The organism is Mesorhizobium sp. M0500 (assembly GCF_040321165.1).
Taxonomy (GTDB): Bacteria; Pseudomonadota; Alphaproteobacteria; order Rhizobiales; family Rhizobiaceae; genus Mesorhizobium.
Genome location: NZ_JAMYRB010000003.1, coordinates 156,931 through 169,678 on the forward strand (window position 1 = coordinate 156,931; position 12,748 = coordinate 169,678).

17 protein-coding genes are annotated in these 12,748 nt (G+C 61.8%); 3 read left to right on the plus strand and 14 right to left on the minus strand.

Annotated elements, in window-relative coordinates; genetic code table 11:
* Positions 1–34: 34 nt before the first annotated feature.
* From NKI70_RS07805 to NKI70_RS07815, 3 genes are all read right to left on the minus strand, one after another.
* Complete coding sequence (locus NKI70_RS07805) at positions 35–229, minus strand: hypothetical protein (RefSeq protein WP_352698680.1); 195 nt, start codon at positions 227–229, stop codon at positions 35–37.
* Between the two features lie 41 nt (positions 230–270).
* Entirely contained in the window at positions 271–423 is a 153-nt protein-coding gene (locus NKI70_RS07810; protein WP_023677802.1) for a hypothetical protein, read from the minus strand.
* Positions 424–632: 209 nt separating this feature from the next.
* Complete coding sequence (locus NKI70_RS07815) at positions 633–977, minus strand: DUF2147 domain-containing protein (RefSeq protein ID WP_023677801.1); 345 nt, start codon at positions 975–977, stop codon at positions 633–635.
* Positions 978–1,436: 459 nt separating this feature from the next.
* Here NKI70_RS07815 and NKI70_RS07820 point away from each other — a divergent pair, with 459 nt between their 5' ends.
* Positions 1,437–1,703, plus strand: coding sequence for an SEL1-like repeat protein (locus NKI70_RS07820; RefSeq protein ID WP_010915070.1), 267 nt, complete (start codon positions 1,437–1,439; stop codon positions 1,701–1,703).
* A 374-nt stretch (positions 1,704–2,077) separates the two neighbouring features.
* Positions 2,078–3,199: a branched-chain amino acid ABC transporter substrate-binding protein gene (locus NKI70_RS07825; RefSeq protein ID WP_023677800.1), complete on the plus strand. Its 1,122-nt coding sequence runs from the start codon at positions 2,078–2,080 to the stop codon at positions 3,197–3,199.
* 98 nt (positions 3,200–3,297) lie between these two features.
* Here the strand turns inward: NKI70_RS07825 and NKI70_RS07830 are convergent, their stop codons facing one another.
* The 11 genes from NKI70_RS07830 to NKI70_RS07880 form a co-directional block, all read right to left on the minus strand.
* Positions 3,298–5,286 carry an acetyl/propionyl/methylcrotonyl-CoA carboxylase subunit alpha gene (locus NKI70_RS07830; RefSeq protein ID WP_352591960.1) on the minus strand — a complete coding sequence of 663 codons (1,989 nt, stop codon included), beginning with the start codon at positions 5,284–5,286 and terminating at the stop codon, positions 3,298–3,300.
* A 111-nt stretch (positions 5,287–5,397) separates the two neighbouring features.
* Positions 5,398–5,772, minus strand: coding sequence for a hypothetical protein (locus NKI70_RS07835; protein WP_352591963.1), 375 nt, complete (start codon positions 5,770–5,772; stop codon positions 5,398–5,400).
* A gap of 43 nt (positions 5,773–5,815) precedes the next feature.
* Positions 5,816–6,196 (minus strand): hypothetical protein, encoded by a 381-nt coding sequence (locus NKI70_RS07840; RefSeq protein WP_245274740.1) that lies wholly within the window; start codon positions 6,194–6,196, stop codon positions 5,816–5,818.
* Positions 6,197–6,225: 29 nt separating this feature from the next.
* Positions 6,226–6,600, minus strand: a complete 375-nt coding sequence (locus tag NKI70_RS07845) for a hypothetical protein (protein ID WP_352698789.1) — start codon at positions 6,598–6,600, stop codon at positions 6,226–6,228.
* Positions 6,601–6,715: 115 nt separating this feature from the next.
* Positions 6,716–7,246 carry an O-acetyl-ADP-ribose deacetylase gene (locus NKI70_RS07850; RefSeq protein ID WP_352449023.1) on the minus strand — a complete coding sequence of 177 codons (531 nt, stop codon included), beginning with the start codon at positions 7,244–7,246 and terminating at the stop codon, positions 6,716–6,718.
* A gap of 1 nt (position 7,247) precedes the next feature.
* Positions 7,248–8,855 (minus strand): carboxyl transferase domain-containing protein, encoded by a 1,608-nt coding sequence (locus NKI70_RS07855; protein WP_352698678.1) that lies wholly within the window; start codon positions 8,853–8,855, stop codon positions 7,248–7,250.
* A 4-nt stretch (positions 8,856–8,859) separates the two neighbouring features.
* A complete protein-coding gene (locus NKI70_RS07860) occupies positions 8,860–9,243 on the minus strand; it encodes a type II toxin-antitoxin system VapC family toxin (RefSeq protein WP_352698676.1) in 384 nt (127 codons plus the stop codon).
* Positions 9,240–9,632 carry an AbrB/MazE/SpoVT family DNA-binding domain-containing protein gene (locus NKI70_RS07865; RefSeq protein ID WP_023677794.1) on the minus strand — a complete coding sequence of 131 codons (393 nt, stop codon included), beginning with the start codon at positions 9,630–9,632 and terminating at the stop codon, positions 9,240–9,242. The genes NKI70_RS07860 and NKI70_RS07865 overlap by 4 nt, the downstream gene beginning before the upstream one ends.
* Before the next feature lie 82 nt (positions 9,633–9,714).
* The gene (locus NKI70_RS07870; protein WP_352679828.1) at positions 9,715–10,878 is read right to left on the minus strand and encodes an isovaleryl-CoA dehydrogenase; all 1,164 of its coding nucleotides are present in this window, start codon (positions 10,876–10,878) and stop codon (positions 9,715–9,717) included.
* Between the two features lie 48 nt (positions 10,879–10,926).
* Positions 10,927–11,589 (minus strand): TetR/AcrR family transcriptional regulator, encoded by a 663-nt coding sequence (locus NKI70_RS07875; protein WP_352645838.1) that lies wholly within the window; start codon positions 11,587–11,589, stop codon positions 10,927–10,929.
* Between the two features lie 150 nt (positions 11,590–11,739).
* A complete protein-coding gene (locus NKI70_RS07880; protein WP_023677791.1) occupies positions 11,740–12,018 on the minus strand; it encodes an acylphosphatase in 279 nt (92 codons plus the stop codon).
* Positions 12,019–12,217: 199 nt separating this feature from the next.
* Here NKI70_RS07880 and NKI70_RS07885 point away from each other — a divergent pair, with 199 nt between their 5' ends.
* Positions 12,218–12,718, plus strand: coding sequence for a MarR family winged helix-turn-helix transcriptional regulator (locus tag NKI70_RS07885; RefSeq protein WP_352724450.1), 501 nt, complete (start codon positions 12,218–12,220; stop codon positions 12,716–12,718).
* Positions 12,719–12,748: the final 30 nt, after the last annotated feature.

A 12,748-nucleotide genomic window follows, 5' to 3' on the forward strand; every position in this document is an offset into this window, starting at 1 on the left:
GCCTCAATACGCGCTGTCGGCGTTTTTCGGTCTGCTAACCGCGCTGCAGGCTAACCAGCAGCACAAAGCCGAGGCCTGACTTCCTCAACGCAGGCGCCTCGATCGTCGAGCCAGCATTGGTGCGCATCGTCGGCACGGCCAGTACCGGGACCGAAAGAACAGTCAGGATGCGCGCCGCGCGCGGCAGCAGCCGAAGCGTCTTGAGGGTGTTGGCGGCGAGGCGGTTCATCGGCGTTTTGCTTTTCTCTAAAGGTTCAGCTCTTTGTCGTTTCAGTGGTGAAGATGGTTCAAGCAACCGAGTCGGCAGGAACTGGCGACGTCCCAGGAGCGGGACGGCCGGCCGGCTTCGGCGACAAGGACGGCGAACAACATGCCGAACAGGCTCATCAGCAGGCAGACGATGGTGAAGCGGCGGGCAAGCATTGCGCGGTGTCTCCTTCAATACGCATGACAATGCCTTGCCCCGGCTGAACCGGCTCTGATGGCTCCGTTCATCTGGGGTTCAAAATGGTTGATGATCTCTGGGCGTGCCGCCTTGAAAGCAGCGACCTATGGCGACGCCGCGGCTGCGAGACCGATAACATGAAAACGGGGCCGACTGGCCCCGCTCACCCCTGGCAGGAATGGCACGATCAGAGCTTATGCCAGGTCTGGCTCTTGCAGATCAGCCCGCCGAGCACGCAGCCGCTCATCTTGAGCGAACTGCCGGAAAGCGATGCTTTGCCCGAATAGGTCTTGTCGGTTTCCGGGTCGGTTATGGTGCCGGCATATTTGTTGTCGCCGGCAACCTTCAGTGAACCGATGTTCTTGCCGGCAAATTTGCCGGATTTGAGCGTAATCGAAAATGCCCCGCCGCCACCCGAAATGGCGGCAGTCGATCCGGCTTGCGTTTTCCAATTGCCTTCGATCGGATCGGCCCATGCCGCGCCGGTCATCATTATTGCGGCCGCGAGGGCCAGGCTCACTTGTCGAAACATGTCTTTCCTCCCTCAGGTAAGTCCAATCGGGCTCCGTCCCGGGTGTCTGCCCCTTACGCAAACGTAAGCTAGTCCAGCTCCCGGAAAAACAAAAGCGGTGCCGCGACGGAAGGGTTGCGGGTTTTTGCCCGCTCCCGAACGGCCGCGCCGGCGAAAAATGAAACGGGCCGCACACGTCTTTGTCTTCTGTGGTTAGCGGAGTCTTGATCCGCGCCTCGCAAGTTTTCTTCAAATCTTGTGCAAACCGGCGCGATTGCTGGCTTTGTATCCTTAACGAATTTTCGCGTTTACCTCTTGTTTTAGCTTTGTTTTCCTCAAATTAAGCACGCCATTTAACGACGGATTCAAGCCTCCGGGGCATTCTCGAAAGCATCGAAAGAGCGGCCGCCCCCGACGGTAATCAAGGACACCGAGGGACAGACGGAGACAGCTCTCGGGAGCCAGAACAGGGGATTTGAAATGGCACGTTTTGAAATGCTTGAAGCCGGCTTCGGCGCCATGGGGGCAACTGCCCAGGCCGATATTCTCTTCGAGTTGGGCATGATGTATGCGACTGGCCGCGATTGCGAGACCGATGTCGTCGCCGCCCACAAATGGTTCAACATCGCCGCGATCAAGGGTTCGGCCCGCGCCGCTGAACTGCGCTCCGAATTGTCTGCCGCCATGTCGAAGGTCGAGATCGCCAAGGCGCTGCGCGAAGCTCGCGAATGGATGACGATGCACTGAATTCGCCGGCATCGACTTCACAAGGGTACTGACCTCACAACAGGGATGCTTCGGGTCAAGGCCGCGCAGAGGGCCGGGCCCGAAAAATCAAGGCCGCGCAAGACGGCTGAGCCAACAAGATCAAGAACACGGCGGCAAGCTGTGCAATAGACAGGGAAGGCGAGCGGGTCCTGGCGCCGATGGGAAGCTCATGGCAAAAGCCGCGACCGGCCGGAACAAGGCTGGCGCGGCTTTGTCTTTGGGACTGCGTGTTGCAGGCCCAATCGAGTGCCGACGATGCGTCTAGACAGCCCCGGTGAAGGGTGAAATTCTCCCGCCACTCTGGAAGAGGCGCGGCCGGGATGGTCGCGCGAGAGTGGAGGAGTTGTGTCACCATGAAGAAATTCAGTATTTTGAGCGCCGCCATATTTGGCCTAATGATGACCGCGCCGGTAGCCTTCGCCGACGACATCACCTTTTCGGTGGTCGGACCGATGACCGGTCAGCTTGCCACCATCGGCGATCAGTTCAAGCAGGGCGCGCAAGCCGCCGCCGACGCGATCAACGCGGCGGGCGGCGTCGACGGCCGCCAGATCAAGCTCGACATCGAGGACGACCAGTGCGATCCGAAGCAGGCGGTTTCGGTCGCCAACCGCATCATCGCCAATGGTGTCAAGTTCATCGATGGCCACGCCTGCTCGGGCTCCAGCATCCCGGCCTCCGCCGTCTACGCCGAAGCCGGTGCGCTGATGATGAGTCCGGCTTCCTCGAACCCGGTACTAACCGACGCAGCGGCGAAGGCCGGCTGGCCGACGATCATGCGCCTCTATACGCGCGACGATGCGCAGGGCGCTTTCATCGGTCCATGGATCGCCAAGAAATATGCCGGCAAGAACGTCGTCATCATGCACGACAAGAGCGCCTATGGGCAGGGCGTGGCCGATGCCGTCAAGGCAACGATGAACCAGAACGGTCTCAAAGAGATCCTCTACGAGGGCATCAACGCCGGCGAGAAGGACTATTCCGCGCTTGTTACCAAGCTCAAGGAGCTGAAAGCCGACGTCGTCTATTTCGGCGGCTATCACCCCGAAGCCGGCCTGATCCTGCGCCAGTCGGCGGAGCAGAACCTCAAGTTCCAGTTGATCATGCCGGACTCGATCGCTTCCCCGGAATTCTGGCAGGTTGCCGGTCCGGCCGGCGAAGGCACCATGTTCGTCTTCCCATCGGACCCGCAGGCGAAGCCCGAAGCCAAGGAAGCCATCGCCAAGATCAAGGCCGGCGGCTTCGTGCCGGAGGGCTTCACGCTGTTTTCCTATGCGGTGATCCAGGCCTTCGCCGAAGGCATCAAACGCGCCGGCAGCGACGATCCGGCAAAAGTCGCTGAAGCGTTAAAGAACGGCCAGCCGATCAGCACGGTTGTCGGCTCGGTCACCTTCGACGAGAAGGGCGACCTCAAAAACGCCAGCTACGACATCAACCAGTGGCACGACGGCAAATACGCGCCGATCCAGCCGTGATGGCCGCGGCGCCGCAAGACGCGCTGCTGTAATTGAACATGGCCGGGGTCAAACCCGGCCATGTTGTTTTTGGCGACGCCTTTGTCACGCGTTCGAGATCACTTCGTGGATAGGGAAACAGCAGTCAACTGAGGTTCCTCGGCAAAGCGAACCAGCACGGTGCCGTCGGTTACCTGCGCGCCTTCGGCAGCAATCTCGGCGATAACCCCGTCATGGGGCGCGGCAATGGTGTGCTCCATCTTCATCGCCTCCAGGATCAGCAGCGGCTGGCCCTTGATCACGGACTCGCCTCTGGCTGCACGCACCAATTTGACTAGGCCGGGCATTGGCGCGCGCAGGCTGCCGGAAGCGGCGGCGGCTTCGTCGGCTCGCGCCAGCGGATCCGGCACGGCAAAACCGTAGCCTATTGCACCATCGAAGACCGTGACGTGGCCCGGCCAGCGGGCGAGGCGAGGCGCGGCGCGAAGATCATGCGAATTGACGCTGTCATAGGGCGCATCCAGCGCCACCTCGAACCGTCCGTCCGGCCGCACCGACACGCGCGTGACGATCTCCTGCTCGCCAAACTTCAGCAGCATGCGCCGCGCTACAGTGTGGAAATGCGCATAGCCGGCCAGTGACGACCAGGGATCGTCCGAGGACGGCAAGTCGCCCGCACCGGACGCGGCAAGTGCCGCGGCGGCAATCGTCTCACCGCTCGGCGGCGGAACCGCCGTCAACGCCTGCAGATGCCTAGCGATCAGGCCGGTATCGACATCGCCCGCCGCAAAATCTGCATCAGCGACTAGGGCGGCAAGGAAGGCAGTGTTGACCGTCGAGCCGGCGATTTCTGTCTGCGACAGCGCCGCGCCAAGCGCTGTGAGCGCTGCCCGTCTGTCCTTGCCGTGGATGATCAGCTTGGCGATCATCGGGTCGTAAAACGGCGAAATCGCATCGCCGGCGCGCACACCGGTTTCGATGCGCATGGTCGCACCCTCCGGTGCCGGCTGCGGAAATTTCAAATGGTGCAAGGTGCCGGTCGCCGGCAAAAACCCTCTTGCCGCGTCCTCGGCATAGATGCGCGCCTCGAAGGCGTGGCCGGAGAGCGCGATCTCGCTCTGCGTCTTCGGCAGTTTTTCGCCGGAGGCTACCCGCAACTGCCACTCGACCAGGTCGATGCCGGTGACCATTTCGGTGACGGGGTGCTCGACCTGCAGGCGGGTGTTCATTTCCATGAACCAGAAACGGTCGGCCTTCAGCCCTTGCGAGGCATCGACGATGAACTCGATCGTGCCGGCGCCGGAATAGTGGATTGCCTTGGCGGCTTTCACCGCCGCCTCGGTCATCGCCTTGCGCAGTGCCGGCGTCATGCCCGGGGCAGGCGCCTCCTCGATCACCTTCTGGTGGCGGCGCTGTGCCGAGCAGTCGCGTTCGTGAAGATGCACGGCGTTGCCGAAATTGTCACCAAACACCTGCACTTCGATGTGGCGCGGCTTGTCGACATATTTTTCCACCAAGACGCGGTCGTCACCGAACGCGGCTTTCGCCTCGCGCCGCGCGCCCGACAGTGCTTCCGAAAAATCATCGGGATGCTCGACGCGCCGCATGCCTTTGCCGCCGCCGCCGGCGCGCGCCTTGATCAGTACGGGGTAGCCTATCTCGCGCGCCTTGGAGGCGAGCAACACGATCTCCTGCGCTTCGCCATGGTAGCCCGGAACGACAGGCACGCCGGCCTTTTCCATCAGCCGCTTGGCCGCGTCCTTCAGTCCCATGGCGCGGATCGAGGCCGCCGACGGGCCAATGAAGATCAGCCCAGCCGCCGCGACCTGGTCGACGAATTCGGGGTTTTCCGAAAGAAAGCCGTAGCCCGGATGGATGGCCTCGGCACCTGTGGCCAAGGCCGCCGCAATGATCTTGTCGCCGCGCAGATAGCTTTCGTTGGCGGGAGAGGCGCCGATATGCACCGCTTCGTCGGCCATTTCGACATGCAAGGCGCGATCGTCGGCGTCGGAATAGACGGCGACGCTGCGCACACCCATCCTGCGTGCCGTGCGGATCACCCGGCAGGCGATCTCGCCACGGTTGGCGATCAGGATCTTGGCGAACATCGGGCCTCCACAGGCAGAGCTGCCGCCAACGGCGCGAATTCTCGTCACGCGAACTGCGGCAATGCCCTGCTTTGTAGTCTGGCGGTCAAAGGGTAGGCAAGCGAGGCCTGCCTACTTTGAGGCCGCGATTTCGCAAGCTCCCCCGGTCGTGACCCTGTAACGGTCGCGGGTGACCTGGCAGGATTTCATCGCCATATCCTCGGCAGCCTTTTGCGAGGGCGCATTCAAGCGCGAGCCGCACAGGATGTACAACGAACGCACCCGGGAATACGGAGTGGTCGCATAAGCTGAATGGCCGCTGGCCGCCACATAGGCCTTATATGCCTTGGTGCATGGCCGATCCGCGGTCGCCGGAAAATACGGGTAGAAGCGGACGTCGCCCTTGCTTCCAGCCAGCGATTCCGCCGCGCCGACATTGGGGCTCGAGATTAGAAGCAACCCGGTTATTAGCGAGAAGACTGCTTGTTTGACGCCTATAGATTTCATTTTTCCCACCCATTGAATACGTCGAAGGCCGACGAGTGTCGGTCTATTTGGAGGCAGCTATGGCGCAGGCCCCTGCAGTCGTGACCTTGTACTTGCTGCGCGCGGACTGGCAGGATTTCAACGCCAGCGCCTCCGCAGCCTTCTGGGATGTTGCATTCAGATAAGCACCGCAAATAGTGAATTCGGTTGCCCAGTTGAATGGCGTCATCGCATAGGCCGAGTGACCGCCAGCCGCCACATAGTCCTTGTAATTCTTGCCGCAGCCTCCGATTGTACCCGGTGCAAAATAGACCGGAAAGCGGCTGTCGCCCTTGCTTCCCGCCAGCGATTCGGCGGCGCCGACATTCGGTGCAGAGGCCACAAGCAGTGCAAGTACCGACATGGTTGCTCGCTTGATTGATAAAGATTTCATTGCCAAACCCATTTGAACCCCAAACACTGAAATATATTCGCCTACTTGGAGGCAGCGATTTCGCAGCCGCCGCCTGTTGTAACTCTGTAACTGTTGCGGGCGGCCTGACAGGATTTCAACGCCAATTCTTCGGCAGCTTGCTGTGACGGTGCATTCAAGCGCGAGCCGCAGATGATGTACAGAGAACGCACCCGGGAATACGGAGTGGTTGCATAGGCTGAATGGCCGCCGGCCGCTACATAGGCCTTGTAGGCCCTGGTACACGGATCCTTCGGGCTCTGCGGCAAATAGGGATAGAAACGGGTCTCGCCCTTGCTTCCCGCCAGCGACTCCGCTGCGCCGATGCCAGGGGTCACTAATATAAGCAACCCTGCAAGTAAATGCACAGTTGTTCTCTGAAAAACCCGCCGCCTCATCTTCGCCCAATCCCCATTGGTATTTGCGATGATCAATAGCCGTGATTCTTTCGTCTGGCCAGATCGAGAAGCAAAAAATAGTCTGGAGATGTGGTGGGTTGTCTCCCGCGCAGGGTCACACCCTGCCGAGTGCAGCAACGACCCGCTGATACAATTCGGTCGTCGGCTCGTCGAAGCAGCAGAAAATGACGGTTTCCGGAACGATGTTCTGGCCGATGAAGGCGCTCACGGTCCCGACAGCAATTTGCGTCGCCTGATCCTTCGGATAGCGGTAGGCCCCGGTCGAGATCGCTGGAAACGCTACCGTCCGGCAGTCCTTTGCGGCGGCGATTTCGAGCGACCGGCGATAGCAGGAGGCGAGCAGTTCGGCTTCTCCTTTGCTGCCACCTTGCCAGACCGGCCCGACCGTATGAATGACGTAGCGCGCGGGCAGCCTGTAGCCCTTGGTGATTTTTGCGTCTCCGACCTTGCAGCCATGCAAGGTCCGGCATTCTGCCACAAGCTCGGGGCCGGCCGCGCGGTGGATAGCGCCGTCGACGCCGCCGCCTCCGAGAAGAGAGGTATTGGCGGCGTTGACGATGGCATCGACCGCCAGCTTCGTGATGTCGCCGGTTTGAATGCGAATCCTCTGGCCGATTTCGCTCATCTCACATCCTGAACACGCCGAATTTTGTCTCCTCGATCTCGGCGTTGAGCGCGGCCGAAAGGCTGAGCGCCAGCACCTCGCGGGTCTTGGCCGGGTCGATGATGCCGTCGTCCCAGAGCCTTGCCGACGAATAGAGCGGGTGTCCCTCGTGCTCGTACTTCATCAGGATCGGCTTCTTGAATTTCGCTTCCTCCTCGGCGCTCCATTCCCCACCCTTGCGCTCGATGCCTTCGCGCTTGACCACGGCAAGCACCGTTGCCGCCTGCTCGCCGCCCATCACCGAAATGCGGGCATTCGGCCACATCCACAGGAAGCGTGGCGAATAGGCGCGTCCGCACATGCCGTAATTGCCGGCGCCGAACGAGCCGCCGATGATCACGGTCACCTTCGGCACCTTGGCCGTTGCGACCGCCATCACCAGCTTGGCGCCGTCCTTGGCGATGCCGCCGGCCTCGTATTTTCGCCCGACCATGAAGCCGGTGATGTTCTGCAGGAAAATCAGCGGGATCTTGCGCTGGCAGCACAACTCGATGAAATGCGCGCCCTTTAGCGCGCTTTCTGAAAACAGCACGCCATTGTTGGCGACGATGCCGACCGGCATGCCGCTGAGATGGGCGAAACCGGTGACCAGCGTGGTGCCATAATTCTGCTTGAACTCATCGAACTCGGAACCGTCGACGGTGCGGGCGATTACCTCGCGCACGTCGTAGGGCTGGCGCAGATCCGTCGGCACGATGCCGTAGAGTTCATGTGGATCGTGAAGCGGCGGAATCGATTTCTGTAAGGCAAGGCTTACAGTCTTGTTCCGATTCAGGTTTTTGACGATACGCCGGCATATGGCCAGCGCATGCTCGTCGTCGAGCGCATAGTGGTCGGCAACGCCGGAAAGCCTTGTGTGCACGTCGGCGCCACCGAGGTCCTCGGCGGTGACGTCCTCGCCCGTGGCCGCCTTCACCAGCGGCGGGCCGCCGAGAAAGATGGTCGCCTGGTTGCGCACCATGATTGTCTCGTCCGACATCGCAGGCACATAGGCGCCGCCGGCCGTGCACGAACCCATGACGCAGGCGATCTGCGGAATGCCGGCGGCCGACATGTTGGCCTGGTTGTAGAAGATGCGGCCGAAATGATCGCGGTCGGGAAACACCTCGTCCTGGTTGGGCAGATTGGCGCCGCCGCTGTCGACCAGATAGACGCAAGGCAGATTGTTCTGCAATGCGATCTCCTGTGCACGCAGATGCTTCTTCACCGTCAGTGGATAATAGGTGCCGCCCTTCACCGTGGCGTCATTGACGACGACCATCACTTCGGTGCCTTCGACGCGGCCGATGCCGGCGATGAGGCCGGCCGAAGGGATGTCCTCGCCATACATCGACCATGCCGCGAACTGGCCGATTTCGAGGAAGGGCGAGCCTGTATCGAGCAATTGGGCTAGGCGTTGCCGCGGCAGGAGCTTGCCGCGGGAGACGTGCCGCTCACGCGCCTCTTCCGAGCCACCGCGGTCGATGGCGGCGGCTTTTTCAGCAATATCGGCGACCAGCGCCCGCATGCGCTCGGCATTGGCGCGGAAGGCATCGGAGGCGGACGACATCTGAGAGGTGAGGGGGGCCATGGCGCTACCGGATCAGCTCGATCTTGCAGCCGACATCGAGGTCGCCCCAATCGCGATCAGCGGTGACGGCAATGGCATTCTCGCGAATTGCCAGCGCCAGGCAAGCCCGATCGCCCAGCGACAAGCCGCGATGCCGCGTCAATTGGCGAAGCTGCCCGGCGGCGATGCCCATCGCGTCGTCGAAAGCGGCGATCGGCATGCCGAGACTGGCGAGGTCGTCCGCGGCCTGTTCCATGCTGCGTCCCTTGTCGATCAGCTTGGCGATGATTTCGGCCGCATTGACCGAACTGCATTGTGCATCCGGCGCGAGCCCCAAAGCATTATCGGTGCCTTGCTCGTTGAGCAGGATTGCGAGCGCCGCCGAACTGTCCATGACGTAGGGCTTCATTTCGCCCGCTTTCCTGTCGTCCCTTCGGCGTGAAGCCGGTCGAGACGCTTGTCGCTTCGACGCTGCTCTTCCCGTCGCTCTTTCAGAAATTCGTCGACGACGCTTTCACCGGGCTGTTTCAACGCTGACAATTCGGCCTGGACGCGTCGCAGATTCTGCAGCCACGATCTTACCCGCAGCTCGCCGTTTTCGACATGAAGGATCATGTCCTCGCCAGGCTTCACGCCCATCTCCTCGCGCATCGCGGCAGGAATGACGAAGCGCCCGCCCTCGCCAAGCTTGACACGCTCGCGTTTCGCCGGAGCACGAAGCTGTGGTTGGCGAGCGCCGGCATCGAACCGTGCTTGCGGATCTTCGTCAAATCCGGACTTTCCCGTTTTGCCAGCCATGGTCCGTCTCGCCTGTGTTGTGGCACATATTCGGAAGTGTGCCACATCGTGCGGCTTCTGGCAAAATCTCAAAAAGACGCCATCAGGCGCCCTCCACCATGATTTCCCGCCCGATCAGCCAGCGACGGATTTCGCTGGTGCCGGCGCCGATCTCGTAGAGCTTGGCGTCGCGCAAAAGCCGGCCGGTCGGGTAGTCGTTGATGTAGCCGTTGCCGCCCAAAAGCTGGATGGCGTCGAGCGCCATCAGCGTTGCCTTTTCGGCGGCGAACAGAATACAGCCGGCAGCATCCTTGCGGGCCGTCTCACCGCGATCGCAAGCGGCGGCCACGGCATAGACGTAGGCGCGCGCCGCGTTCATCGTCGCATACATGTCGGCGAGCTTGCCTTGCACCAGCTGGAATTCGCCGATCGGCTGACCGAATTGCCTGCGTTCATGCACGTAAGGTATCGCCACGTCGAGGCACGCTGCCATCAGCCCGACCGGGCCGCCGGCCAGCACGGCGCGTTCGTAGTCGAGGCCCGACATCAGCACCTCGACGCCGCGCCCTTCCTCGTGCAGCACATTGTCGAACGGCACTTCGACATTCTCGAACACCAGCTCGCCGGTGTTCGAGCCGCGCATGCCGAGCTTGTCGAGCTTTTGCGCCACGGAAAAACCGGCAAAAGCCTTTTCGACGATGAAAGCGGTGATGCCGCGCGAATTGAGTTCCGGATCGGTCTTGGCGTAGACGACCAGCGTCTCGGCGTCCGGCCCGTTGGTGATCCACATTTTGGTGCCGTTCAGCACATAGCGATCGTTGCGCTTTTCGGCGCGCAGGCGCAGCGACACCACATCGGAGCCGGCACCCGATTCCGACATCGCCAGTGCGCCGACCTTCTCGCCGCTGCAGAGCGAAGGCAGATATTTTTCCTTCTGCGCCTGCGTTGCCCAGCGGTTGATCTGGTTGACGCAGAGGTTGGAATGGGCGCCGTAGGAGAGGCCGACCGAGGCCGAGGCGCGCGAAATCTCCTCCATCGCCACGACATGGGCGAGGTAGCCCATGCCGCTGCCGCCGAAATCGGGATCGGCGGTGATGCCGAGCAGGCCGAGCCCGCCGAGCTCCGCCCACAGATGTGCCGGGAATTCGTTCGAGCGGTCGATCTCGGCGGCGATCGGTGCTATCTTTTCCTGCGCGAAGCGCCGCACCAGGTCGCGCAGCGCCTCGATGTCTTCGTCAAGCCCGAAGTTGAGCGTCTGCGTGTACATGCCGTTCCTCCCGGCGCACGATCCCGAAAATCGGGATCATGCGCGAAATCAAGTTGCTAGAGCGTCCTTTGCGCGCCCGATTAGAGGCGCGGCGTCGTAGCTCGTTGACGCGCCATCGCTCTTTGCTCCAACAAGGCGCATTGTCATTGCTAGATATGTAGCGGTGACTTCGGCGATCGACAGTCGTTCGCCCGGCCGGAACCAGACGATGACGCCGGTCATCATCTGGATCAGCGCCATGGCGGTGAGCCCGGTGTCTTCGATGCTGAATAACCCCGCTTCGACGCCGTCGCGCAGGATGGCGCGCAGCTCCTTCTCGTAGGCCGTGCGCATGCGCAGGATCTGCGTGAGTTTTTCATGCGACAGGCTGCGCAGCTCCATGTTCGAGACATGGGTGGAGTGGCGGCGTTCGATATGGAAAGCGATGTGGTTTTCGACATAAGCGGCAAGCCGCGCTGCCGGATCGGCGCCGACAGGGCGTGTTGCGCGCCACGCCTCGATCAAGCCTTCCATATGCTCACGCATCAGCATGAACAGAAGGTCCTGCTTGGTCGGGAAGTAGCGGTACAGCGCCGCTGCCTGGACGCCGACCTCGGCCGCCAGCTGGCGCATCGACATCGCCTCGTAGCCGAGACGCGCAATCAGGCTGACCGCCGCCTCGCGGACCGCAGCTTCGGTCTTCTCTCCGTCGGAACCGGTCGTACGCGCCATGACAAGCCGCCTTTTCGCGGATAATAAAACAAACGTTCAATTAATTCAAGGACCGAGGCATGTCCGGGCAGGGCAATGGCTTCAGATTTGCTCTATCTGCACCCTGGAGAATTTTGTGCGATGGAAGCGAATGAGCAGGACCATGCCTTGCTAGGCAACAATCCTGAAATCGGCCGACGTGTCGCGAGCCTCGATCTCTTCGACATCGACCTTTGAAACCGCTGCCCCTGGCGGCCCTTGCCAAAACCGTTCGATCATCGTCGAGACCGCCGCCCCGGTCCCTGCGATCAAGGCTGTCACCGAGCCGTCAACTTCGTTGCGCACCCACCCGGCAAGGCCAAGCGCCGACGCCTCGCGCCGCACCCAAACCCGGTAGCTGACGCCTTGCACCTTGCCGTATATGCGTACCTGCACCGTACGATCGGTCATCGCGCTCTCCATCCTTTGAGTCGAGTCTGGCGCATCGCCGCGCAAATTCAACCGCGCAACGTGCATCGAAGGTTTCTCTCCGGTCGCTATCCGCCAGATTTCGCACTGCGAGATAGGTGGCGCCTCCACCGATGATTGACTAAGTCAAATAATAGGCGATCATGGCCCTGACGGAGCGGTCCGTCCGAAGGAGGTCGACATGCCGGCCGATCGGAATGCCCTTGTCGCGGAGATACGTGGCTTCAATCGCTTCTACACGCGCCTGATCGGGCTGCTCGACCTGACCTTGACGCACAGCGTCTATACGCTGGGCGAGGCGCGGCTGCTGTTCGAATTGGGCGGCCGATCCCGCGCTGTCGCCAATAGCGGCGGTGAGGCAGGGTTTCTTGCACGGGCGTTCCACCTCGATCTCCGGCCGGCGGCCTCCGAAATCGCTGCCGAACTCCGCCTCGATCCGGCCTATGTCTCGCGCGTCCTGAGGAGGTTCGCCGCCGCTGGCCTGACCGAGACACGCTCTGACCCAGCCGATCGGCGCAGACGTATCCTGTCGCTGACCGCTCGCGGAAGTGCTGAGCTCGCCAGGCTTCAGGCTGCGGCGGATCGCGACCTCGCCCGGCTGACGGCCGGCCTCGCCGATGGCGCGGCTGCCGAATTATCGGACGCCTTGAAGCGCGTCATGCGTCTGCTCGGGGAGAAATAGCGGGCAGCACTGGAATCCCGGCGTTGCGCT